Here is a 25388-nt window from a genome sequence, read left to right on the forward strand (position 1 = left end):
CAAGGGAGTGCCCGACATGATCAGCACCAGAACAGGCTCACTCAGCCTGCTGGCCGGCGCGATGCTGCTGGCCAGCGCCGGCGCCTTCGCCAATGTTGAACCGGCGAAACCTGCGACCGTGGCCAAGGAATTGCAACAGGCCAAGACCTACACCGTCAGCAGCGCGCCGACCGAGGCGCTGCAACTGGCCAAGCCGAAACTGCCCGACCTGTCCGGCTTCACCGCCGAGGCCGCTGCGGCGAAAATCGTGCGCAGCAAACCGGGCAAGATCAGCGTGCGCCGGATGATGCAGGAAAACGCCCTGAAGGATTTCATCGGCGGCGATAACAAGATGGCCGAATGGGTTGTGCGTCAGCACGGCATCCCGCAGGCGATCTTCATCGACGACGGCTACATGAACCTCAAGGATCTGGCGAAAAAACTGCCCAAGCAGTATTTCAGCGAGACCTCGCCGGGCGTGTACCTGGCCAAATTGCCGATCGTGGTCGGCGAGAAAGGCATCCTCGAAATAGACGGTCAGACCCAGGAACTGCGCCTGTCGCAAGAGGCCGGTTCGTTCCTGATCAACGACGGTCAGTTGTTCGTGCGTGACACCAAAGTCACCGGCTGGCGCGAAAAGGACAACGGCCCGGCAACCTTCCGTTCGCCGAAGGAATTCCGTCCGTTCCTGCTCGCCTGGGGCGGCACCGAGACCTACATCGTCAACAGCAAGATGGCCAGCTTCGGTTACGCCAACAGTAAGTCGTACGGAGTGAGTATTTCCCAGTACACGCCGAACATGGCCAAGGTTCTCAAGCGCCCGGAACCGACCGGCTGGATCGTCGGCTCCGAGTTCTCGGACATGTGGTACGGCTTCTACTGCTACGAAACCCGCGACTTCGTGGTCAAGGGCAACACCTACAAAGACAACATCGTCTACGGCATCGACCCGCATGACCGCTCGCACCGTCTGATCATTGCCGAGAACACCGTTCACGGCACGAAGAAGAAGCACGGGATCATCATTTCCCGTGAGGTCAACGACAGCTTCATCTTCAACAACAAGAGTTACGACAACAAGTTGTCGGGCCTGGTGATCGACCGTAACAGCGTCAACAACATCATTGCCTACAACGAGATCTACAAGAACCACACCGACGGCATCACGCTCTACGAGTCCGCCGACAACCTGCTGTGGGGCAACAAGGTCATCAGCAATACCCGTCACGGCATCCGTATTCGTAACAGCGTGAACATCCGCCTCTACGAAAACGTCGCCATGACCAACGGCCTGACCGGTATCTACGGCCACATCAAGGACCTGACCGACACCGACCGTGACATCAAGCTCGACCCGTTCGACGCGCAGGTGTCGCTGATCGTGGTTGGCGGCGAACTGGCGGCCAATGGCAGCGGCCCGCTGTCGATCGACTCGCCGCTGAGTGTCGAGCTGTATCGCGTGTCGATGCTGGCGCCGACCAAGTCCAGCGGCATCAGCTTCAACGGCATCCTCGGCGAGCGCCAGGATGAAATTCTCGACCTGCTGGTGCGCCAGCAGAAAGCCGTGCTGATCGACCCTGTCGAACGCCAGACCGAATTGCAGGACTGAGGATAATTTTTATGCACCCACACATGATCAAACTGCTCAGCCTCTCGGCCCTGACTCTCGGCATTCTTGCTGCCGGCAACGCACGCGCCGACGCTGAAGGCGCAAGCGTCACGCCACCGAAGTTCACCGCCGAGCCGTGCTGCAACTTGTGCCCGGCGGCCCATGACGCAAAAAACTACACCACGCGTTATCAGCAGAACTTCACCACCCTGGTACAGGCGCAGGGCGACTGGCTGTTCCGTACCCAGGAAGATCTGCGCACCGAGTTCAACACCACGCCGGCCGGCTACAAGCGCCTGCAACAGTTGCACGATGCGTTCAAGAGCAAAGGCGTCGAACTGGTGATCGTTTACCAGCCGACCCGAGGCCTGGTGAACCGCAACAAGCTCAACCCGCAGGAGAAAGCCGCGTTCGACTACGAGAAAGCCTTGGGCAACTACAAGACCATGCTCGGTCGTTTCGCCAAGATGGGTTACGTGGTGCCGGACCTGTCGCCGCTGACCAACGAATCGTTGCCGGACACCCTGCCCGCCCACGATTTCTACTTCCGTGGCGACCAGCACTGGACGCCATACGGCGCTCAGCGCACGGCAAAAATCGTGGCGGAAAAGGTCAAGCAGATCCCGGCTTTCGCCGACATTCCCAAGCGTGAATTCGAGACCAAGAAGTCCGGGCGCATGGGCAAGACCGGCACCCTGCACAACATGGCCGGGCAACTGTGTGGCACCAGCTACGCGATCCAGTACATGGACCAGTTCACCACCGAGCCGAAAGGCGAGGCAGGCGACGGCGATCTGTTCGGCGATTCCGGCAATCCGCAGATCACTCTGGTCGGTACGTCGCACAGCGGCAAGAACTACAACTTCGCCGGTTTCCTTGAAGAAGCCATCGGCGCCGACATTCTCAACGTGGCCTTCCCCGGCGGCGGTCTGGAAGGTTCGATGTTGCAGTACCTGGGCAGCGAAGAATTCCAGAAGACCCCGCCGAAGATTCTCATCTGGGAATTCTCGCCGCTGTATCGCCTCGACCAGGAAACCATCTATCGCCAGATGATGGCGCTGCTCGACAACGGTTGCGAAGGCAAAGACGCACAGATGTCCGCCAGCACCACGCTGAAACCGGGCAGCAAGCAAGAACTGCTGGTCAACAGCAAGAACCTGAACCTGCAGAACGCCAGTCATCAGGTCGACATCCGCTTCGCCGACACCTCGGTGAAAACCCTGCAAGCCACCCTCTGGTACATGAACGGTCGCCACGAGGACATCAAGATCGAGAAACCGGAAACCTCCGACACCGACGGTCGTTTCGCCTTTGAGCTGCGCACGGACGAAGACTGGGCCTCGCAAAACCTGCTGGCGGTCGAAGTCCAGGGTCCTGAAGCCGGACCTGGCGCCGCGCCACAAAAAGTCGAAGCGAAAATCTGCAAACGCAACGTATTCCCGGGCGCTGGTCAACAGACCGCGCAGCTCGGGCAATGAGGTCTGCTATGCGAAATCCGAAACTGAAAAATCTGTTGGCACCGACGCTCCTGAGCCTGGCGATGTTCGCCGGGGCGACCCAGGCCGCTGCGCCATTGCGTCCACCGCAGGGCTACTTCGCTCCGGTGGATAAATTCAAGACCGGCGACAACAGCGATGGCTGCGATGCCATGCCGGCGCCGTACACCGGACCGCTGCAATTTCGCAGCAAATACGAAGGTTCGGACAAGGCCCGCGCAACGCTGAACGTGCAGTCGGAAAAAGCCTTTCGCGACACCACCAAAGACATCACCACGCTGGAGCGCGGCACCGCCAAACGCGTCATGCAGTTCATGCGCGACGGTCGCCCGGAGCAGCTCGAATGCACGCTCAACTGGCTGACCGCGTGGGCCAAGGCCGATGCGTTGATGTCGAAAGACTTCAACCACACCGGCAAGTCGATGCGCAAATGGGCGCTGGGCAGCATGGCCTCGTCGTACATTCGCCTGAAGTTTTCCGACTCGCATCCGCTGGCCCAGCATCAGCAGGAAGCGCAGCTGATCGAAGCCTGGTTCAGCAAAATGGCCGATCAGGTGGTCAGCGACTGGGACAACCTGCCGCTGGAAAAAACCAACAACCACTCGTACTGGGCCGCCTGGTCGGTGATGGCCACCGCCGTCGCCACCAACCGCCGCGACCTGTTCGACTGGGCGGTGAAGGAATACAAGGTTGGCGTCAATCAAGTCGACGCCGACGGCTTCCTGCCCAACGAACTCAAGCGCCAGCAACGCGCCCTCGCCTATCACAACTACGCCCTGCCGCCGCTGGCGATGATCGCCAGTTTCGCTCAGGTCAACGGTGTCGATCTGCGTCAGGAAAACAACGGCGCGCTGAAGCGTCTCGGTGATCGTGTGCTGGCCGGTGTGAAGGACCCTGACGAGTTCGAAGAAAAGAACGGCAAAAAGCAGGACATGACTGACCTGAAAGAGGACATGAAATTCGCCTGGCTCGAACCGTTCTGCACCCTCTACACCTGTGCGCCGGATGTGATCGAGAAGAAGCACGGCATGCAGCCGTTCAAGACCTTCCGCCTTGGCGGCGACCTGACCAAGGTCTACGACCCGTCCCATGAAAAGGGCAACAAGGGTTCTTGAAAGGCGAAGAGCAAAAGCCCCTCACCCTAACCCTCTCCCGGAGGGAGAGGGAACTTGACGAGGTGCTTTTCTGAAATTCGCCGACCTGAAATACCGAGTCGATCTCCATTTTTGAAAACCATGGAGATCAGGCTCCCTCTCCCTCCGGGAGAGGGCGGGGGGTGAGGGGCGTGGTTTGACGGCCAGCCCAGACCTCAAGCAAACACTGTGTCACCCCTCCACTACCACGGGGGGTTTGGGGGGGCTTTGGCCCTTGACTGTTGGTTCAAACATGGAGAGATCAGGATGGTATTTTCATCCAACGTGTTCCTGTTTCTGTTCTTGCCGATCTTTCTCGGCTTGTACTACTTGAGCGGGCAACGCTATCGCAACCTGCTGCTGCTGATCGCCAGCTACGTGTTCTACGCCTGGTGGCGGGTGGACTTCCTCGCGCTGTTCGCAGCGGTCACGCTGTGGAACTACTGGATCGGCCTGAAAGTCGGTGCCGCCGGCGTCAGGACCAAACCGGCGCAGCGCTGGCTGTTGCTCGGCGTGGCGGTGGACCTGTGCATCCTCGGCTACTTCAAGTACGCCAACTTCGGCGTCGACAGCATCAATGCGATCATGACCTCGTTCGGTCTCGAGCCGTTCATCCTCACCCACGTACTGCTGCCGATCGGTATTTCGTTCTACATCTTCGAATCGATCAGCTACATCATCGACGTGTACCGTGGCGACACTCCGGCGACGCGCAACCTGATCGACTTCGCAGCGTTCGTGGCGATCTTCCCGCACCTGATTGCCGGCCCGGTTCTGCGTTTCCGCGACCTCGCCGACCAGTTCAACAACCGCACGCACACCCTCGACAAGTTCTCCGAGGGCTGCACGCGGTTCATGCAGGGTTTCATCAAGAAAGTCTTCATCGCCGACACCCTCGCCGTGGTTGCCGACCATTGCTTCGCCCTGCAGAACCCGACCACGGGCGACGCCTGGCTCGGTGCGTTGGCGTACACCGCGCAGCTGTATTTCGACTTTTCCGGTTACAGCGACATGGCCATCGGCCTGGGCTTGATGATGGGTTTCCGCTTCATGGAAAACTTCAAGCAGCCGTACATCAGCCAGTCGATCACCGAGTTCTGGCGCCGCTGGCACATCAGCCTGTCGACCTGGCTGCGTGACTATCTGTACATCACCCTCGGCGGTAACCGCAAAGGCACGCTGATGACTTATCGCAACCTGTTCCTGACCATGCTGCTCGGTGGTCTGTGGCACGGCGCGAACATCACTTACATCATCTGGGGCGCCTGGCACGGCATGTGGCTGGCGATCGAAAAAATGCTCGGCCTGAACACTTCGCCGCGCAGCCTCAATCCGATCCGCTGGGCACTGACCTTCCTGCTGGTGGTGATGGGCTGGGTGATCTTCCGTGCCGAGAACCTGCACGTTGCCGGACGCATGTACGGCGCGATGTTCAGCTTCGGTGACTGGTCGCTGTCGGAACTCAATCAGGCCAGCCTGACCGGCCTGCAAGTGGCAACCCTGGTGGTGGCTTACGTGACCCTGGCGTTCTTCGGCCTGCGTGATCTGTACACCAATCAGCCGCCAGCCAAGACCAAACCTGAAGTCAACGTCGAAGCCGATGGCCCTGCCACTGCGACCCCGGGAATGATCAAGGCAGCGCCTGGTGAAAATCCTGCGAGCATCCATGAACCTGGCTACACCGTCGGCGTCGAAGCCCAGGTGCAACCGGCCTACTGGACCGCGGACTGGTCGCGCTACGTGATGCGCGGGCTGATCCTGCTGCTGTTCATCGCCTCGATTCTCAAACTCTCGGCGCAAAGTTTCTCGCCGTTCCTTTACTTCCAGTTCTGAGGGATCTGACATGACCCGCTCATTACGCATCTTCTACATCGCCCTGTTCCTGGTGACGCTGTTGGTCCTGGGCCTGTGGTCGGTTCGCAGCTTCTTCGGCTTCAGCACCAACGCCGATGCGACGGTGCTCAACGGCCGCTGGACGAAGGCGGTGGAAACCCACTATGACGATGAATTCCCGATCAAGCGTCTGGGCACCAACCTCTGGGCCGCGCTGGATTTCAAACTGTTCAACGAAGGTCGTCCGGGCGTCGTGCTCGGCCGCGACCAGTGGTTGTACAGCGATGAGGAATTCAACCCGATCGTCAACGAGGAGCAGAACCTGCAAGGCAACTACGCGCTGGTCGAAGGCGTGCGTCAGACCTTGAAAGAGAAAGGCGTGAAACTGGTGATGGCGATCGTGCCGGCCAAGGTGCGTCTGTATCCGGAGCATCTGGGTGAAGTGAAGCCCGCAAGCATTCACCAGAACCTGTATCAGGATTTCCACGCCCGTGTCGCTGCCGACAAGATCCTCGCCCCTGACCTGCTCGGCCCGCTGCAACAGGCCAAGCAGAATGGTGAGCAAGTGTTCCTGCGCACCGACACCCACTGGACCCCGGAAGGCGCCGAAATCGCGGCCAACACGCTGGCCAGGACCATTGCCGAGAAATTCCCGCTGAGCGGCGAGCCACAGCGCTTCGTTACCACGCCAGCAGAGAAGGTCACGCACAAGGGCGATCTGCGTCTGTTCCTGCCGCTCGACCCGCTGTTCGAAAACATGATGCCGGCGCCTGAGCCTCTGCTCAAACGCAACACCGTGGCCGCCGAGCAACCTGCCGGTGACGACGCCCTGTTCGCCAACAGCGAAGTACCGGTGGCACTGATCGGCACCAGCTACAGCGCCAACCCCAACTGGAACTTCGTCGGTGCGCTCAAGCAAGCGCTGCACAGCGACGTCGTCAACTACGCCGAAGACGGCCACGGCCCGATTCTGCCAATGCTCAGCTACCTGAAAAGCGATGACTTCAAGAACAGCCCGCCACAAGTGCTGATCTGGGAGTTTCCTGAACGATATCTGCCTGTGAACAACGAAATCGGCGACGCCGACCCACAGTGGGTCGCAGAGCTCAAACAAGCCGGCGCCCGCCAACAAAACGTAGCCATCAACACTAAATCCGAGACGCCCGATCGGGCGCAAAACTGAAAGAGAGGTACACCATGACTTTCACTACTACTCCTCGTCGTCTCGCTAAAAGCTTCGCACTGGTTGCTGGCCTCAGCGTGCTTTCCGTCCCAGCCTTCGCCGGTGGCGATGCTGCACTGTACGGCCCGACCGCGCCGAAAGGCTCGACCTTCGTACGTGTCTACAACGCCAGCAACGCTGAAGTCAGCGCCACTGTCGGCAGCACCAGCCTGAGCGATATCGCGCCACTGGCCAGCAGTGACTTCAGCTTCATGCCGGGCGGCGACTACAGCGCCAAGATCGGCAGCCAGACCCTGCCAGTGAAACTCGCCGGTGACCACTACTACACCCTGGTCAACAACGCTTCCGGCGCGCCACAACTGATCGAAGAACCACCGTTCAAGAACAAGCAGAAATCCCTGGTGCGCGTGCAGAACCTCAGCGACAAGCCGCTGACCCTGAAGACCGCCGACGGCAAGACCGAAGTGGTGCCGAACGTCGCAGCCAAGGGCCGTGGCGAACGTGAAATCAACCCGGTGAAAGTCAGCCTGGCGCTGTACGAAGGCGACAAGAAAGTCGGCGACGTAAAACCGGTCGCGCTGGAGCGTGGTGAGGCAGCCGTGCTGTACGTCACCGGCAACGGCAGCAACCTGTCGCCAGTCTGGGTAAAACGCCCGGTGTCGACTCGCTAACCCTTTTCCCGAACTGACGCAGTAACCCTTGTAGGAGCGAGCCTGCTCGCGAATACGGTCTGACATGCAGCATCAATGTCGACTGAGCCAGCGCTTTCGCGAGCAGGCTCGCTCCCACAGGGCTCTAACCAAATTGATTTTATGGAGTAAAAACTATGATTCCGGTGATCTTGTCAGGTGGTAGCGGTTCGCGTCTGTGGCCTCTTTCGCGCAAGCAATTCCCCAAGCAATTCCTCGCCCTGACCGGCGAACACACCCTGTTCCAGCAAACTCTCGAGCGCCTGGTGTTCGAAGGCATGGACACGCCGATCGTGGTCTGCAACAAAGAGCACCGTTTCATCGTCAACGAGCAATTGGCCGCACGCAATCTGGAGTGCCAGCGCATTCTGATGGAACCGTTCGGCCGCAACACTTCGCCGGCCGTGGCCCTGACCGCGATGATGCTGGTCAATGAAGGACGCGACGAACTGATGCTGGTGCTGCCGGCCGACCACGTGCTGGAAGACCAGAAAGCCCTGCAACGCGCCCTGGCCCTGGCCACCGTCGCGGCGGAAAACGGCGAAATGGTCCTGTTCGGCGTGCCGGCGACCAAACCGGAAACCGGCTACGGCTACATCAAGTCCACCGCTGATTCGCTGCTGCCCGAAGGCGTCAGCCGTGTCTCGCACTTCGTCGAAAAACCGGACGTGAAGCGCGCCACCGAGTACGTCGAATCCGGCGGTTACTACTGGAACAGCGGCATGTTCCTGTTCCGCGCCAGCCGCTTCCTCGAAGAACTGAAAAAACACGATCCGGACATCTACGACACCTGCCTGCTGACCCTCGAGCGCAGCCAGCAGGACGCCGACAGCGTCACGTTCGATGAAGCCACCTTCGCTTGCTGCCCGGACAACTCCATCGACTACTCGGTGATGGAAAAGACCCAGCGCGCCTGCGTGGTGCCGCTGACTGCAGGCTGGAGTGATGTCGGTTGCTGGTCGTCGCTGTGGGAAGTCAATGAAAAAGACGCCAACGGCAACGTCAGCAAAGGCGATGTGGTGATTCAGGACAGCAAGAACTGCATGATCCACGGCAACGGCAAACTGGTTTCGGTAATCGGTCTTGAAAACATCGTCGTGGTCGAAACCAAGGACGCGATGATGATTGCCCACAAGGACAAGGTCCAGGGCGTCAAGCAGATGGTCAACACGCTCAACGAGCAGGGCCGCAGCGAAACCCAGAACCATTGCGAAGTGTATCGTCCGTGGGGCTCGTACGACTCGGTGGACATGGGCGGGCGTTTCCAGGTCAAGCACATCTCGGTCAAGCCGGGCGCGTGCCTGTCGCTGCAAATGCACCACCACCGCGCCGAACACTGGATCGTGGTCAGCGGCACCGCCGAAGTGACCTGCGACGAGAACGTGTTCCTGCTCACTGAAAACCAGTCGACCTACATCCCGATCGCCTCGGTGCACCGCCTGCGCAACCCGGGCAAGATCCCGCTGGAAATCATCGAAGTGCAATCGGGCAGCTACCTGGGCGAAGACGATATCGAGCGTTTCGAAGATATCTACGGCCGCTCCACCCCGGTCGAGCGCGGCGTCTCGGTGAAAACCATCGCGCAGTAATCGCTCGCTGAAACAAGAAGCCCTCGTCCAGCCCGTTGCGTCCCCTATCCGCAGCGGGCTGGGCGGGGGCTTTTTTTGTCTTGATTCTGTGTCGCCAGAAATGGCCTGCTCGCGAAGAGGCCCTCTCAGACACCCCTGGTCCCGATGCCCATCGCCAACCTCCCCTGCGCTTAGGTAGGATGCCTCTCTGTCTCTGCGAGGTTATCCGACATGTTCATCGGCATCCTGCTGGTCATCACCTGGTTGATCCTGCTGCTGCGCTATCCGGCCAAGGCCTTGCCGGTTTCGGTGGCCGCGGCAATCGGGCTGGGTTTTGTGGCCATGTGGGTGGTGTGGCTGGACAACCGCGAGATCAAGCAACTCGCGCGCCTGGAACTGCGCATCGCTTACGCTCCCGAACAATGCCCGGCCGACCGTCCGCTGCAATTGAAAATGAACAACGGCAACGACGTGCCGCTGACCGAACTGCGTTGGCGCATCGCTGCCTATGCGCCGGGCGATACGGTCAACCTGGCGGACAATCAATACACAGCCCCGCGTTATCGCGGCCCCGGCGAACTGCAGGCCGGCGCCACGTGGGAAGACTGCTTGCCACTGCCGCCGCTGCGCCCCGGCTATCGCCCGCAAAGCCTGGAGTTTCGCGCCGAGCATTTGCAGGGCAGTTTCTCCGACTGATCTCCTCCACACCTTATTTTGCACAAGGAATGCGCCATGCCCGTTGCGTTGATTACCGGTTGTTCCAGCGGCATCGGCCGCGCCCTTGCCGATGCGTTCAAAGCCGCCGGCTATGAAGTCTGGGCCAGCGCGCGCAAGACGCAAGACGTCGCCGCGCTCAGCGCCGCCGGTTTCATCGCCATCCAGCTGGACGTCAACGATGGCGCCGCGCTGGAACAACTCGCCGAGCGACTCAACCAGCAACACGGCGGCCTCGATGTATTGATCAACAACGCCGGTTACGGCGCCATGGGGCCGTTGCTCGACGGCGGCGTAGCGGCCATGCAGCGCCAGTTCGAGACCAATGTCTTTTCGATTGTCGGTGTCACCCGCGCGCTGTTTGCGCTGCTGCGTCAGGCCAAAGGTCTGGTGGTGAATATCGGCAGCGTGTCCGGTGTGCTGGTCACGCCATTCGCCGGTGCCTACTGCGCGTCGAAAGCGGCGGTGCATGCGCTGAGCGATGCCCTGCGCATGGAGCTGGCGCCGTTCGGTATCCGCGTGATGGAAGTCCAGCCCGGCGCGATTCAATCGAGTTTTGCCAAAAACGCCGGGCACGAGGCCGAGCAGTTGATCAACGAGCAGTCGCCGTGGTTTCCGCTGCGTGAGGGCATTCGCGCGCGGGCCAAGGCGTCGCAGGACAAGCCGACACCGGCCAATGAGTTTGCCGCCGAGGTGCTCAAGGCTGTGCAGCAGAGCAACCCGCCACGCTTGATCCGCATCGGCAATGGCAGCCGCGCGTTGCCGTTGTTGGCGGCGTTGCTGCCCAAGGGTTTGCTGGAATCGACGTTGATGAAGCGGTTCGGCTTGCGCGCGAAACTCTAGGCAGGGCGGCCCGCTCCCACAGGGATCTTCGGTGCAGCCTGGATTCAGTGTGGGAGCGAGCCTGCTCGCGAAGGGGACGACGCGGTCTGTCAGAGCTTCGCAGCAGTCTGGTTCACCACCACCGTGCAAGTAATCCCTGCCGCCAACAAAACCCCTTCCGGCACTTCATCAATGTGTATCCGCACCGGCACGCGCTGCGCCAGGCGCACCCAGTTGAACGTCGGGTTCACATCGGCGATCAGCTCGCGACTTTCCGGGTTGTCGCGGTCGTAGATGCCGCGTGAAATGCTCTCGACATGGCCCTTGAGCACTTCGCCGCTCATCAATTGCATATCGGCTTCGTCACCGACTTTCACATGCGGCAGTTTGGTCTCTTCGAAGAAGCCGTAGACCCAGAACGAGTTCATATCGACCACAGCCATTTTCGCCTCGCCGATGCGTGCGTAGTCGCCACGATGCACGTTGAGGTTGGTCACGTAGCCGTCCACCGCCGCGCGCACTTCGGTTCGTTTGAGGTTGAGTTCGGCCGCTTCCAGTTGTGCCTGGGCATGTTGGTAGTCAGCCAGCGCGGCGTCGGCGATGTTGCTGGCGTCGTCGCGGTTTTCCTTGGAGATCACCAGGTTGTCGAGGTCGGCGCGGCGGTGGGCGTTGACCTTGCGCATCTCCCAGGTCGACTTGCGCGAGGCGACCAGCGACTGCGCCTGCCTGACCGCGATGCGGTAGTGCTCAGGGTCGATGCGCATCAGCAGATCGCCCTTCTTCACCAACTGATTGTCACGCACCGGCACTTCTACCACTTCGCCAGTGACGTCGGCGGCGACGTTGATGATGTCGGCGCGAACGCGGCCATCGCGAGTCCACGGCGTGTTCATGTAGTGCTCCCACAACGTGCGGCCGATCCACAGCGCCAGGGCCAGTACCAGCAGGGTCGCGAGCAGGCTGAAAAACTTTTTCATCGGGGCCTTCTTCAGAGAGAGTCAGCGGTAGACAGTCAGCGCCATGGCGCCGAACAGACAGGTAAACAGGCTCAGACGCAGCAGCGCCGGGTGCCAGAAAAAACGGTACAGATCGAACCCCGAGAGAAAGCGGTCCAGCGCCCAGGCCAGCCCCGCAGCGACGAAAAACATCAGGGTCATGGTCGGCATGTACACGCCGTGGAAAGCGATTTCACGAGGCATGGGCAAGTCCTTCGGGCCTGACGGGAGCGAATTCGGCGAGGGGTGATTGCGGGTCGAGCAATGAGGTGCGGATGAAGTGCAGATAGCTTTTCACCCGCCGTAGCGCCGAGGTATCGAAGTGCGGCGCGAACGGTTCATCGGTGGCGGCGACGCGGCTGATGGCATGATCGACCGCCACCAGTGCACGCTCAAGATTGCTCGCGTTCGGCTGCAGGAACAGGCGCACCAGCGCGCGCCCCATCACACGGATTGCCTGGCGCCACGGCTGCGATTCGGCATACGCCGGGTGCACCGGCAGGATTGCCTGCTCCTTGCGCAACTCGATGATCGCGTGACCGACTTCGAGCACCACGAACATCCAGCGCAGCAGACTCTTCTGCACCTTCGGTTGCCCGGCCGCCAGGCCATAGGCCTGATGCAGCAGGTCGCGGGTGCGGCTCTCGAAACTCGAGGCCAGGGCCTTGAGCTTGCCGCTGATCGCGTAGACCACTTGCCCGCGCAGATCCTGCTCCAGGCGCTGCCATAACCAGCGGCTGTTCGGCGGCAGAATAATCGCCCCGGCGGCGGCACACACGAGCATGCCCATGACCATGGCGATGTAGTCGTTGATGAAGGTGTAAGGGTTGTAAATCGTGAGGTTGTCCGGCACCGAACCGGTGCTGAAAAAAATCAGCAGGCCCAGCCCGACACCGGCGTACTGCGGCCGTGAGGCGAGGAACGAACCGAGCACGATCACCGGTGCGAGCATCACGCAGAGCAAGGGGAAACCGTCGATCCACGGGAAGATGAAAAACATCTCGACGAAGCCGATCAACGCGCCGAGAAAAGTCCCGCAGGCCATCTGAAAAGCCATGCGTTTCGGGTTCGGTGTAGCCGCAGACAAACCGACAGTGGCGGCGGCGATCAGGGTCATGGTCGCCCCGCTCGGCCACGCGGTCGCGACCCAGTAACTGCCCAGCACGATCAGGATGAACGAGGCACGGATCCCTGAGGCGGCCGCCGCCCACCAGTTGGTTTGCGGGGTGAACGGCTCGTCCCAGCGTTCACGTTCGTGGCGGTGCTCGGCCAGGGACGCGTGGGTCTGGGCATAACTGTGCAGGTCATCGACGAAGCGGTAGAGCAATTCGTAGGCGGTGTGGAAATCCAATTGTTCGGCTTCGCTCGGACTGGTGCCCTGGAAGATCCCGCGCAGGGTGCGCACCCGCGTCGGCAAGCCTTCCTTGTAGATCGAAAGCGCGGAAGCCAAACGTGCCGCGTCGGGGCTGGTCAGGGCGCGGCCGCTGAAGCCGTCGAGCACTTCGGCGAGATCCTGCAGACCCGGTTTGATTGCCGCCACGACATGTTCTTCGCCATTGCCGCGCAGGCGTTCAAGCAACTGATGCAAGGCGTTGAAGCGCGTGGTGATGCCCATGAACTCGCTGTTCAAACGACTCAGCCGACCGTTGCGCCGGCGCATGTGCGGGTCTTCGAACACGGTCACGCTACGCAGTCCTTCCAGGCCGACGGCCTCGGCAATGAAGCGCACGTTGCTGGCTTCGAAGGCCTCGGCTTTGCTGCGCCCGCGCAAACCGTCGGTGACGAACAGGGCGAACACACCGAAGCGCTGATACAAGGCGTTGCGCATCGCTGCGCTGGCGGTCTGCGGCAGAATCGCGGCGCTGATCAGCGCGCGCAGAGAATCCCCAGCGAGACTCCAGCCCCCGCCACACTGCAGCCATGAATGCGCCGTCGGGATGCGCCAACGCCGGCAATCCGACCATCGCCGCGGTGTAACCGGCAAGGACAAAACCATACGCGCGAAAGTTGCGGCAACGGGCGGCACCGGCCGAGCAGATGCCGACCCAGATCGCCAGCGAGCCGAGAAACAGTTCGGTGTTCTGCGCGAATAAAGCGATCAGCGTGACCATCATCGCCGACCCGGCCAGCGTGCCGAGGAAGCGATAGAAACTCTTGGCGAACACCTGGCCGCTCTGCGGCTGCATGACGATGAACACAGTGATCATCGCCGTGCGCGGTTGCGGCAACTCCAGACGCATCGCCAGCCACAGCGTGAGAAACGCAGCGAGCAAAACTTTGAAGATATACACCCAGGTCACGCCATCGCTGCGTGCCCAGTCGAAGAAACCGCGACGCCATTCCAGGGAGTGGAGCCAGCGTAGAGATGCGGGCAAGGGAGTCATTGAATCCTGCTCAATAAATGAGGATTGAAGAATTTTTTATGCAGTACACAAAACCTGTGGCGAGGGGGGTTGCTCCCGCTGGGCTGCGCAGCGGCCGCAAAAATCTTGCGGGCGCTGCGCACTCGAGCGGGAGCAAGCCCCCTCGCCACAGGGATCGGCGTAATCCCGAACTGGCTTCACCGCAGGAGCGCCGGGGTTTTCGGGGCTTGGGTCTGCTCGGCCGTTGGCACGTCATCACCCGCACCGAGGCCACCACCCAGCGCCGTCACCAGTTCGGCATGCGCGCTCAACCGCGCGGCCTGCACCTGCTGCTGCACCTGCTGCTGCTTGAACAGCAGCGTCTGCGCATTCAGCACATTGAGGTAATCGGTGAGGCCGCGTTGATAGGCGATCATCGCGATGTCGTAAGTCTTCTGCGCTGCGGCGACGGACTCGGCGGCGAAGTCCTGTTGCTTGTCCATCGACTCGCGGCGGATCAACTGATCGGAAATGTTCTTCAGCGCGTTGATGAGGGTCTGGTTGTAATGCGCCACGGCGATGTCATAACCGGCCGCCGCTTCGCCCAATTCGCCCCGCAGTCGGCCGCCGTCGAAGATCGGCAACGAGATGGACGGGCCAACGTTGTAGTTGAGTTTCTTGCCGGTCAAAAACTCCAGCGCCCCACCGCCGGTGGCCATGTAACCGAGGCTGCCGACCAGGTCGACGTTGGGGTAAAAACCGCCGTGGGCAACATCGATGCCGCGTGCCTGCGCCGCCACTTGCCAGCGACTGGCGACCACGTCCGGACGCTGGCCGAGCAGTTCGGCGGGCAACGCCGAGGGCAACTTCAACGGCGCCGCCAAGGACAGCGTCGGCCGTTGCAGCAGCGCACCCGCGCCAGGACCTTTGCCGGCCAGCGCAGCAATCTGGTTGCGGCTCAGGGCGACTTCCTCGTCCAGCGCATCGAGTTGCCGATGGGTTTCGGGCAGCGGCGCTTCGGCCTGGCTGACTTCGAAGTGCGTGCCGATACCGCCGCTGAGGCGTTTCTGCGCCAGATCGAGAATCTGCTGTTGCTGCTTGAGCGTCGCGGCAACGATGTCGCGCTGGGCGTAATGCAGCGACAGTTCGATGTAGGCCCGGACGATGTTGCTCTGCAGCTCCAACTGCGCCAAACGCGCCTCGGCGACGCTGACATGCGCCAGATCCACCGCCCGTTCACTGGCATTGCGCTCGCGGCCCCAGAGGTCGAGGGCGTAGCTGAAGCCCAGCGCGGCGTTGTTGTCCCACGTCGTGGTGTTGGCCAGGTCGCCCGGGCCATAGAACTGATCGGTCGGCCAGTTGTGCCGCTTGAGGGTCGACTGGCCGTTGATCTGCAACGCCTCGGCCGCTTCGGCAACACCGGCCATCGCTTTCGCCTGACGCACACGCGCGGCGGCCATGGCCATGCTCGGGCTGCCTTGCACGGCGAGGTCGATCCAGCGATTGAGTTGCGCATCACCAAACGCCTGCCACCAATGGGCGGTGGGCCAGTGGGCGTCTTTGGCGGCCTCGGCAATGGCCGCGTCAGTGGCCAGTGAATCGGCCTCCAGCGCCTCGCCGTGTGGGGCAATGCCTTGGGTAGAGATGCAGCCGCCGAGAGCCAGGGTTAAAGCCAGAACACTGAGCGGCAAAAGCGCTCTGTTGATGCGACGCGGCACAGCTGCGAATTCCTGAGAAAAGGATCAATCGAGGGACTTGTGCAGGAGCTGCCGAAGGCTGCGAGCTTTTGATCTTGCTTCCCTTAAAACAAAATCTACAGATCGCAGCCTTCGGCAGCTCCTACCCAGGGACCGGCGCAATTCTATGGAGGTGCCTCTGCGGCGATAAGCTGGGATTTCTGTGAATCTTTGTTACGGTTAACGAGATAATCCCTTGGTCGGGGGTCTCAGCCCCTGAAACTTCGTGTCACAATTTGCCATCTCCCTTGAGAGCACCCCATGGACACTTTGCAAAACATGCGCGCCTTTAGTTGTGTTGCCGAAGCGGGCAGCTTCACCGCCGCCGCCGTGCAATTGGACACCACCACCGCCAACGTCTCGCGCGCGGTCTCCAACCTGGAAGCCCACCTGCAAACCCGCCTGCTCAACCGTACGACCCGGCGCATCGCCCTGACCGAGGCCGGCAAACGCTACCTGCTGCGCTGCGAGCAGATCCTCGCCTACGTTGAAGAAGCCGAAGCGGAAGCCAGCGACGCCCACGCGCGCCCGGCCGGCCAGCTGAAAGTGCACACCATGACCGGCATCGGCCAGCACTTCGTCATCGACGCCATCGCCCGCTACCGCAAGACCCACCCCGACGTGACCTTCGACCTGACTCTGGCCAACCGCGTGCCGGATCTGCTCGACGAGGGCTACGACGTCTCGATCGTCCTCGCCAGTGAACTGCCCGATTCCGGCTTCGTTTCTCAGCGCCTGGGTATCACCTACAGCATCGTCTGCGCCTCGCCGGCCTACGTGAAAGCCAACGGCGCCGCGCAGAAACCCAGCGACCTGCTCAACCACGCCTGCCTGCGCCTGGTCAGCCCGGTGATTCCGCTGGAGAAATGGACCTTCGACGGCCCGGACGGTCAGGAAATGGTCACGATCAACAGCTCACCGTTTCTGGTGAACTCCGCCGACGCCATGAAAACCGCGATCACCAGCGGCATGGGCGTTGGCGTGCTGCCGGTGTATGCGGCGATCGAAGGTTTGCGTAACGGCACACTGGTGCGGGTGATGCCGAACTACCGCTCCCAGGAACTCAACCTCTACGCGATCTACCCGTCGCGGCAGTACCTGGATGCGAAGATCAAGACCTGGGTGGAATATTTGCGTGGATCGTTGCCGGAGATATTGGCGGCGCATCAGGCGGAATTGGTCGCGTACGAATTGAGCGGGAGCCTGGCTGGCGCGCGCGTCGCCACCTGACTTTAAACACCGCTGACTTCATGTAGGAGCTGACGAGTGCAACGAGGCTGCGATCTTTTGATTTTGCTGTTTAAAAATCAACGGATCGCAGCCTACGGCAGCTCCTACATGGACGCGTTTACAAGGAAGTTTCCGACAGGTTTTGCAGGTTGTCCGTCGGAAGTGCGCTGGCTAGGATTTGGTTGTCGCTGACGAATCAGCGACCGGGTCTGGAAAACCCGCAGGATCACAGCGCATGACATAATGCCGCGCTCTTTCAGCGCCGGTAATCAGTTATGGCGGCTGTACGTGGGAGACCTTCGGGTCTGCCGGGTTTGATCCTTTGCCGGTTTTTCCAGTCCGCGTACAGCTGCCACCCCTTTCGCCTGGAAAACGAAAAATGGCAGCTCCATTAATCCAAAAGGACCTTTGCCATGTTCAAACCCACACCCAATCCCCCCGAATCCGAAAGCACCTCCCCCTACCAATCCCCCGACTCGAAAAAACTCCACGGCGCCGCCGAGCGTGCGCTGGATCACTACCTCAAACCGTCCGCCAGCACGCAGCAAAACCACAAACCCAGCACCATGTTCCAGATCGCCCCGGACCAGGACGACGAAAGCCTGCTGGCCCACGCCTGTGAATCCCTCGCCTCGGCCAGCATCATGAGCAGCGACATCGCCGCCCACGTCGACAGCCCACAACGGCACACGATATTGGCTATCCAACAAGTAATCATGCTGGCGGAACTGGCGGTGAACCGGGTGCTGGATAATTACGAAATCCACCAGCCCCCGTCACGCAGCTGACCCCGTGGGAGCGAGCCTGCTCGCGAAGGCTTCGGCACATTCAACATTCGAGGTGTCAGATAAACCGCTTTCGCGAGCAGGCTCGCTCCCACAATTCTGGATCGTGTACATCAGCAAGATATGAGTCGGCTGCCAGGCCGCCTTCGCTGGCAAGCCAGCTCTCACAGGGACAGGGTGAATCTGGCAGAGATGGGTTGGCTATGAGGACGTCATCGCGAGCAGGCTCACTCCTACAGTTTGAATCGAGTACATCAGCGAGAAACAGGTCGGCTGTCAGGCCGCCATCGCTGGCTAGCCAGCCCCCACAGGAAAGCAAAAGCAAGATCAAAAGATCGCAGCCTTCGGCAGCTCCTACCGCTGGATCGCGTGAACTCGATAGTAATTTGTTGACTAGCGGGCCGCCATCGCGAGCAGGCTCACTCCTACAAAAGCAAAAGCAAAGCAGCGCAGCTGCCCGCGGCGAAGCCGCCCCACTCAACAATGAGCGCAAGCTCGAGTGCTTTTGATCTTGATCCACGGGCGACTTCGGAAGGCTGAGTGGAGGGATTGATCCGGGGGTGGGAGCGAAGCGACCGTTTGGCGCAGCCAAACACAGCGAGTGTAGGTGCAGCGAAGCAAACCGGAGCCGCTGCGCCCGGATCAGTCCCGGAGCGAAGGAACCCGAGCCTGCGAGGGCCGAACGCAGGAGCAAGCCTTTTGGGTTACCTTTTTGGCGTTTGAAAAAGGTGACCCGCCGTAAGGGCGGAACCGTAATCAGCAACACCCGCAGAAACGGATATACACCCAAACCACCCAAGGCATGGCCGGCCCAGAGGCCGCCAAGACAACCCGAGCGAGAAAATGTTAGCGTGCTTGCAATCAAGCCCCGACGAGCCCAAGCCCAATGAAAAAAACAGTCCTGGCCTTCAGCCGCATCACCCCGCCCATGATCGAACGCCTGCAAGACGAATTCGACGTCATCGTCCCCAACCCCAAGACCGGTGACATCAACGCCCAGTTCAACGAAGCGCTGCCCCACGCCCACGGCCTCATTGGCGTCGGTCGCAAACTCGGCCGTGCGCAACTGGAATCCGCGACAAAACTCGAAGTGGTCTCCAGCGTCTCCGTCGGCTACGACAACTACGACCTCGACTACTTCAACGAACGCGGGATCATGCTCACCAACACCCCCGACGTGCTCACCGAAAGCACCGCCGACCTCGCCTTTGCGCTGATCATGAGCAGTGCCCGCCGCGTTGCCGAACTCGACGCCTGGACCAAGGCCGGCCAATGGCAAGCCAGTGTCGGCGCGCCGCTGTTCGGCAGTGATGTGCACGGCAAGACCCTCGGCATTGTCGGCATGGGCAACATCGGCGCCGCCGTCGCCCGACGTGGCCGCTTCGGATTCAACATGCCGATCATCTACAGCGGCAACAGCCGCAAGAGCGAACTGGAACAGGAACTCGGCGCGCAGTTCCGCAGCCTCGATCAACTGCTCGCCGAAGCCGACTTCGTCTGCCTGGTAGTACCGCTCAGCGACAAGACCCGCCACCTGATCAGCCATCGCGAGCTGGCGCTGATGAAGCCGAGTGCAATCCTGGTCAACATCTCTCGCGGCCCGGTGGTTGACGAACCGGCGCTGATCGAAGCCCTGCAAAACAACCGCATCCGCGGTGCCGGGCTGGACGTCTACGAGAAAGAACCGCTGGCCGAATCGCCGCTGTTCCAGCTGAAAAACGCCGTCACCCTGCCGCACATCGGCTCGGCCACCACCGAGACCCGTGAAGCGATGGCCAATCGCGCATTGGCCAACTTGCGCAGCGCGCTGCTCGGCGAACGGCCGCAGGATCTGGTCAACCCCCAAGTCTGGCGCGGCTGAAAAAAGGGGCCAGCGTACTGTTGCGCTGGCCCTTGATTCATTCTCCCTACATAACTTGCAACCGAACAATAAAGCCATACCAACTAACTGCACTATAAGCTCTCGGAAATTATCAACTTATTGATTAATTGCCATGGAGAGCTAATCCCGTGAACACCCTGACCACCGACAAACTCATTCGTTACAGCAAAGTCATCTTGATGACTTATATAAGTTTCTTTGGCCTGCTGGTGATGATCCACAACTTCACCGACTATGAGTCCAACTACACTTACGTCGCGCACATCCTGAGCATGGACACCACCAATGCCAGTGAAAACATCATGTACCGGGCGATTGACTCACCCATGATCCATCACCGGATCTACTGGTTCATCATCACCATGGAAGTCACTTATACGGTGCTGTGCCTGATCGGCACTTACCAGTTATATCGCTACGTCGATGCATCGGCTGCGGAATTTCATGAAGCCAAGAAGTTTTCGATCATGGGCATATTGGTTGCCATCTTCATTTACTACGTGTGCCTGCAAACGGTCGGCGTCGAGTGGTTCGACATGGACACTTCGCAATCATGGAATGCCAAAGACTGGGCAAGACATATTGTCGACTTCATCTTCCCGGTGATGATTTACATCACATTGAAAGTTGAGCGCTGAACAGCAGCGCTCGTTCTATCAGGCCAACTTCCCCTGCCCTGCTGACAACAGCGTTTTCGGTTTACGAAACACCAACACGTTGCCCAGCATCACCAACACCAGCCCGACCAGCGCCGGCGCGGTCCATTGGTAACCTTCGGCAAATGCCGACACGTTCAGCGCCACCACCGGAAACAGCACTGTGCAGTAAGCCGCACGCTCCGGGCCCATGCGCCCGACCAGCGTCAGGTACGCGGTGAAGCCGATCACCGAGCCGGGAATCACCAGATAGAGCAACGCGCCGACATAACGTGGTGACCAGTCCATCTCGAACGGGATGCCTTTGAGCAGACACCACACCGTCAACATCGCCGCGCCATAGGCCATGCCCCAGGCGTTGGTGGTCAGCGGTCTCAACCCTGCTTTCTGTTGCAGGCTCGAAAGCATATTCCCCGCCGAAAAACACAAGGTGCCACACAACGCCAGACCCAGCCCCAGCAGGGTTTGCGGACTGGCCTGATGCCCGGCCACCTCCGGCCAGAACAACAGTCCCAGACCGAACAGCCCGAGCGCGCCGCCCATCAACACATTGCGCGCAATGCGCTGGCCGAAGAACACCCGCGCATTCAGTGCGTTCCACAGCGTCGCGGTGGAAAACACCACCGCCACCAGTCCGCTGGGAATCCACTGACTGGCGGTCAGGAAACACATGAAATTGATGCAGAACAGACACAGACCCTGAGCCACGCAGATCAGATGCCCGCGACGGTCCATCGGCTGCAGGCGACGACTGAGCAGCAACAGCGCGAACAGGACCAGTGCGGCCAGGCCGAAGCGATAGACGATCGACACCGGAATTTCGACCACGCCCAATTGCCATTTCAAGGCGATCCAAGTGGTTCCCCAGATCAGCACGGTCAGCAGGTACAACGACAGGTTCATGGCAGACGCTCCTCAAACAGGCCTTGAGTGTCTGCCTCGCCCGCCCATGCACGCTTGCAGAATCTTGCGCTTTTGTCCGCCAGCAGGCTGGCAGCGCCACGTCTACGGAGTAGGATGCGAAGGCGTTGAAGAGAACCGAACATGGCCGCCATCGATACCCTGCAAGTCTTTCAAGCCCTCAACCGCTCGCCAAATGCACGCCTCGTGCATAGCGCCGAGCTCGGTGACGGCTTGTCAGCGGCCTTGTGGACCAACCACCACGACGCCCAGGAATACGAGGCACCGAGTCATCACACGCTGTCCTGCTACATCGCCGGCGGCACCGGTACATTCCGGCGCGGCCAGCCGGGCCGCAAGGGCGGGCCGGACAAGCTGTGCATCCTGCCGGCCGATCACGAGTCAGGCTGGGTGATCAACGGTGATATCCGCTTGGCGCACCTGTATTTCAGCGCCGAACAATTCGCCCTCGGCTGCGTGACTTTGCTCGACCGCGAGCCGCGCGAGATGCAGTTGCGCGAACAGACCTTTCTCGAAGATCCGCAGCAGGCGCAGCGCTTCCGGCAGCTGCTGACGCTGAATTGGGAGGAGCCTGCCGAACGTCTGCTGACCAGTAGCCTCGCCCATGAATTGATCAGCCACACCTTGCTCAGTCAGGTCGGCGCGCGTCAGGGTTTGCGTTTGAAAGGCGGGCTGGCGGCGCACCAACGTCGGCAGTTGGTGGAGTTCATCGACAATCAATTGAGCGAAGCAATCAGCCTCGGCCAATTGGCCGGACTCTGCGCGTTATCGGAATACCACTTCGCCCGGATGTTTCGCGTGAGCTTCGGACTTCCACCGCATCAATATGTGCTGGCGCGGCGCTTGAGCCGGGCACGGGAATTGTTGCGCGGGACGACGTTGCCCTTGGGGGAGATCGCGCTGGCGTGCGGGTTTGCCAGTGCCAGTCATTTCACCAATCGGTTTCGCCAGGTTCTGGGTGGGACGCCGGGGGAGTATCGGCAGGCGTTTTTGCGGTGAGCCCATTCCCCTCACCCCAGCCCTCTCCCAGGGGGAGTGGGGGCCGACCGAGGTGTCTGGCGCTATACGTCGACCTGAAACACCGAATCGATTATGGATTCAAAGCATCACGTTCAAGTCGGTGTACCTCTGGAATATCCACGGTCAGTCCCCTCTCCCTCCGGGAGAGGGCTAGGGTGAGGGGCTTTTGACTTTGACTCAGAACTCCAGAGTGCTGGAAAGCGAAACCTGCCGTGAGTCCCCCATCGAGACAAAGAAGCGGCTCGCCGACGAGGTGTAATAGGTGCGATCAAACAGGTTCTTCACGTTCAACTGAAACTTGACCTTCTGCCCTTCAACCGTGGTGTCGTAAGTGGCAAACGCATCAGCCACGGTGTAGCTCGGCAGATCGAAATCATTCACCGCGTTGCCGGCCCGCTCGCCGACATAACGTGCGCCAGCACCGACACGCAATTGATCGCCGCCAAACACATTGCCGAAGTCGTACACCGCCGACAGCGACCCGGAATTCTTCGCGACGTTCTGCAGGCGCTTGCCTTTGTACTCAGGGTCTTCGGTGACTTCGGCATCGCTGTAGGCATAGCTGCCGATCAGGTTCCAGCGCTCGCTGAGTTGCCCGCTGACATCGACTTCCAGCCCGCGTGAACGCACTTCGCCTGCCGCACTGTAAATCGTCGTCGGACCTTCAGAGTTGGCCACCAGCACGTTGCGCTTCTTGATGTCGAACAACGCGATATTGCCGGTGATGCTGCCCGGCATATCCAGTCGCGCCCCCAGCTCCCAGGACTTGGCTTCCTCCGGCGCGATACTGCCGTCGAGTACCGTGCTGCTGCCGCTCAGCGGGGCGATGGTCGAGTTGGGTTTGAACGATTCGGTATAGCTGCCGTAGAACGACAAAGCGTCGGTGTAGCGATAGACCAGACCGGCGCGCGGCACCCACTTCTGCCCGTTGCTGTCGGTATTGGCCTTGAACGGCACGCCTTTGCCGGCGTACTGGTCGTACTCCTGAAAGCGTCCTCCAGCGACCAGAATCCACTGCTCGTTGAGGTGAATCGAATCCTGCAGGAACACCGAATCGCTGCGCAGCTCATCGGTCTGTGCGCTGTCGGGCGCACTCACGGTGGTGCCCATCACTTCGCGGCCATACACCGGATTGAGGTAGCTGAAGGTGCTCAGGCTTTTTTGCCGAATCAAGTCTTCGCGGTAGATCTTGCGGTACTCGTCATCGACGCCGAATACCAGGTCATGTTGCATGCCCAGTACATTGACTTTGCCTTCGAGGCTGGCGGTGGTGAAACGGTCGGTGCTGATCGCATTCCGGGTGCCGTCCATGCTGCGCGTCAGTGTGCCGTTGCGGGTATTGATGGCGGTAACGCGGACCTGGCTGGCGTCATAGGTTTCGCGGTTCCAGCTGTAGCCGAAGTGGGCTTTCCAGTCGTCGTTGAGTTCGTGGTCGGCTTCGAAATGGTACAGATCCGAGCGCCCTTCCATGTCGTTGAACGGCTCATCGAGACGCTCCTTGCGCGAGATATCCAGCGGATGATTGGTGCGCGGATCGATCAAGGTGCCACGGTCGAACGGGGTGAGAAATTCGCGGTGCTCGTAGGCAAACAGCAGCTTGGTGCGTTCGCCGTACCAGGCCAGCGACGGCGCGATCAGGGTCTCGCGGTGGGTGCCAAAGTTGCGCCAGTAATCTTCGTCTTCATGATCGACGATCATGCGATAGGCGAAACCGGAGTCGCCCAGCGCACCGGTGCTGTCGAAGGCGCCGCCGCTGCCGTTCTTGCCGTCACCGTAGGTCGAACCCCGCAGGGTCCAAGCGTTGTACTGGGTCAGTTCCGGCTTCTTGCTGACCAGATTGACCACACCGCCAGGATCCTGAATCCCGTAGAGCAACGAGGCCGGGCCCTTGAGCACTTCGACGCGGTCCACGCTGGCGTTCATGCCGCGGCCCTGCACCAGCGGCATGCCATCGCGCATGATCGAGCCATTGCGGTTGTCGCCGAAACCGCGGGTCATTACCGAATCCTGCGTACTGCCCAAGGTGTTGCCCTGAGTGATGCCACTGACATTGGCCAGCGCGTCGTCAAGATTGCGCGGCGCCTGATCACGAATGACCTGCGCCGGGATGATATTGACGGTCTGCGGAATTTCTTGCAGCGACGCCGATGAGCGCATCACCGAACTGGTTTCCGGCGGCTGATAACTCAGCGATTCATCGCGCGTTGAGGTGATCGTTGTAGCGTCGAGATTGAGCGCGCCTTCGGTCGGGGCCGGCTCCAGTGCCAGGGTGTGACTGTCAGTGCGGCGAAAGCTCAGGCCGGAGTTGCCGAGCAGGCGTTGCAGGGCCTGCTCGGCGCTCATCTGCCCGTTGACTGCCGGAGCATTAAGGCCGTACGGCGCTTCGTCGGTGTAGACCACGCTTTGCCCGGTCACGCGGCTGAAATCGCTCAGGGCTTGCGGCAGCGGTTTGGCGGCGAGGGTGAAATTGAATTGCTGCTGCGCCTGATTGCTCAGCGCTTCAGCGGCCAGCGCCATGCTCATAGGCAGCAATGCCAACGCGGAAAAACTCAACGCCGACACGCTTAACCACTGTTTGACCGAACCGGATTTTGCCCTGGACTTCATTGCTCAATGACCTGTGTAGAACCGCAACGGATGCGAATGGCTCGCAGTTTCAGTCACTACACGGATGGGGCCCGGAGTTACCTCACCATAAATCGAAAATAATTTTGAAGATCAAAAGATCGCAGCCTTCGGCAGCTCCTACAGGGGAACGCATTCCAATGTAGGAGCTGCCGAAGGCTGCGATCTTT

At 60.5% G+C, this 25388-nt stretch carries 19 protein-coding genes and 1 pseudogene; 14 read left to right on the forward strand and 6 right to left on the reverse strand.

The window, feature by feature from the left end; translation table 11 throughout:
• The first annotated feature begins 16 nt into the window (after window positions 1-16).
• The 9 genes from algG to AEQ63_RS19275 all read left to right on the forward strand — a co-directional run bounded on the left by algG (window position 17) and on the right by AEQ63_RS19275 (window position 11047).
• Window positions 17-1588, forward strand: a complete 1572-nt coding sequence (gene algG, locus AEQ63_RS19235) for a mannuronan 5-epimerase AlgG (RefSeq protein ID WP_064364545.1) — start codon at window positions 17-19, stop codon at window positions 1586-1588.
• A gap of 11 nt (window positions 1589-1599) precedes the next feature.
• Entirely contained in the window at window positions 1600-3066 is a 1467-nt protein-coding gene (locus tag AEQ63_RS19240) for an alginate O-acetyltransferase (RefSeq protein ID WP_042607700.1), read from the forward strand.
• Window positions 3067-3074: 8 nt separating this feature from the next.
• A complete protein-coding gene (locus AEQ63_RS19245; RefSeq protein WP_064364419.1) occupies window positions 3075-4199 on the forward strand; it encodes a mannuronate-specific alginate lyase in 1125 nt (374 codons plus the stop codon).
• A gap of 285 nt (window positions 4200-4484) precedes the next feature.
• A complete protein-coding gene (locus tag AEQ63_RS19250; RefSeq protein ID WP_042607698.1) occupies window positions 4485-6050 on the forward strand; it encodes an MBOAT family O-acyltransferase in 1566 nt (521 codons plus the stop codon).
• A 10-nt stretch (window positions 6051-6060) separates the two neighbouring features.
• Entirely contained in the window at window positions 6061-7233 is a 1173-nt protein-coding gene (locus tag AEQ63_RS19255) for an alginate O-acetyltransferase (protein ID WP_064364420.1), read from the forward strand.
• Between the two features lie 14 nt (window positions 7234-7247).
• A complete protein-coding gene (locus tag AEQ63_RS19260) occupies window positions 7248-7904 on the forward strand; it encodes an alginate O-acetyltransferase AlgF (RefSeq protein WP_042607696.1) in 657 nt (218 codons plus the stop codon).
• 155 nt (window positions 7905-8059) lie between these two features.
• The gene (locus tag AEQ63_RS19265; RefSeq protein ID WP_042607695.1) at window positions 8060-9511 is read left to right on the forward strand and encodes a mannose-1-phosphate guanylyltransferase/mannose-6-phosphate isomerase; all 1452 of its coding nucleotides are present in this window, start codon (window positions 8060-8062) and stop codon (window positions 9509-9511) included.
• Window positions 9512-9721: 210 nt separating this feature from the next.
• Window positions 9722-10186 (forward strand): hypothetical protein, encoded by a 465-nt coding sequence (locus AEQ63_RS19270; RefSeq protein ID WP_042607694.1) that lies wholly within the window; start codon window positions 9722-9724, stop codon window positions 10184-10186.
• A 36-nt stretch (window positions 10187-10222) separates the two neighbouring features.
• A complete protein-coding gene (locus AEQ63_RS19275) occupies window positions 10223-11047 on the forward strand; it encodes an SDR family oxidoreductase (protein WP_064364421.1) in 825 nt (274 codons plus the stop codon).
• 89 nt (window positions 11048-11136) lie between these two features.
• Here the strand turns inward: AEQ63_RS19275 and AEQ63_RS19280 are convergent, their stop codons facing one another.
• From AEQ63_RS19280 to AEQ63_RS19295, 4 genes and pseudogenes are all read right to left on the reverse strand, one after another.
• A complete protein-coding gene (locus tag AEQ63_RS19280) occupies window positions 11137-12003 on the reverse strand; it encodes an efflux RND transporter periplasmic adaptor subunit (RefSeq protein ID WP_042607692.1) in 867 nt (288 codons plus the stop codon).
• A 21-nt stretch (window positions 12004-12024) separates the two neighbouring features.
• Entirely contained in the window at window positions 12025-12225 is a 201-nt protein-coding gene (locus tag AEQ63_RS19285; RefSeq protein WP_041479478.1) for a DUF1656 domain-containing protein, read from the reverse strand.
• A pseudogene (locus AEQ63_RS19290) lies at window positions 12215-14405 on the reverse strand (FUSC family protein). Before AEQ63_RS19290 ends, AEQ63_RS19285 begins: the two are co-directional and overlap by 11 nt.
• Window positions 14406-14581: 176 nt before the next feature.
• A complete protein-coding gene (locus tag AEQ63_RS19295) occupies window positions 14582-16081 on the reverse strand; it encodes an efflux transporter outer membrane subunit (RefSeq protein ID WP_064364422.1) in 1500 nt (499 codons plus the stop codon).
• 279 nt (window positions 16082-16360) lie between these two features.
• Between AEQ63_RS19295 and AEQ63_RS19300 the strand changes: the two genes are divergently transcribed.
• From AEQ63_RS19300 to AEQ63_RS19315, 4 genes are all read left to right on the forward strand, one after another.
• Complete coding sequence (locus tag AEQ63_RS19300; protein WP_042607688.1) at window positions 16361-17329, forward strand: LysR family transcriptional regulator; 969 nt, start codon at window positions 16361-16363, stop codon at window positions 17327-17329.
• Between the two features lie 413 nt (window positions 17330-17742).
• Window positions 17743-18117, forward strand: coding sequence for a DUF6124 family protein (locus AEQ63_RS19305; protein ID WP_064364423.1), 375 nt, complete (start codon window positions 17743-17745; stop codon window positions 18115-18117).
• Window positions 18118-19000: 883 nt separating this feature from the next.
• Entirely contained in the window at window positions 19001-19975 is a 975-nt protein-coding gene (locus tag AEQ63_RS19310; RefSeq protein WP_064364424.1) for a 2-hydroxyacid dehydrogenase, read from the forward strand.
• A gap of 149 nt (window positions 19976-20124) precedes the next feature.
• Window positions 20125-20634, forward strand: a complete 510-nt coding sequence (locus tag AEQ63_RS19315; RefSeq protein ID WP_064364425.1) for a DUF2165 domain-containing protein — start codon at window positions 20125-20127, stop codon at window positions 20632-20634.
• An 18-nt stretch (window positions 20635-20652) separates the two neighbouring features.
• On the opposite strand, the gene AEQ63_RS19320 is transcribed toward AEQ63_RS19315, so the two are convergent.
• Window positions 20653-21555: a DMT family transporter gene (locus AEQ63_RS19320; protein WP_064364426.1), complete on the reverse strand. Its 903-nt coding sequence runs from the start codon at window positions 21553-21555 to the stop codon at window positions 20653-20655.
• A 141-nt stretch (window positions 21556-21696) separates the two neighbouring features.
• Between AEQ63_RS19320 and AEQ63_RS19325 the strand changes: the two genes are divergently transcribed.
• Entirely contained in the window at window positions 21697-22572 is an 876-nt protein-coding gene (locus AEQ63_RS19325; RefSeq protein ID WP_064364427.1) for a helix-turn-helix domain-containing protein, read from the forward strand.
• A gap of 198 nt (window positions 22573-22770) precedes the next feature.
• Here AEQ63_RS19325 and AEQ63_RS19330 read toward each other — a convergent pair whose 3' ends face one another.
• Window positions 22771-25200, reverse strand: coding sequence for a TonB-dependent siderophore receptor (locus AEQ63_RS19330; protein WP_064364428.1), 2430 nt, complete (start codon window positions 25198-25200; stop codon window positions 22771-22773).
• Window positions 25201-25388: the final 188 nt, after the last annotated feature.

The organism is Pseudomonas sp. RIT-PI-o (assembly GCF_001297215.1).
Lineage (GTDB): Bacteria > Pseudomonadota > Gammaproteobacteria > Pseudomonadales > Pseudomonadaceae > Aquipseudomonas > Aquipseudomonas moraviensis_A.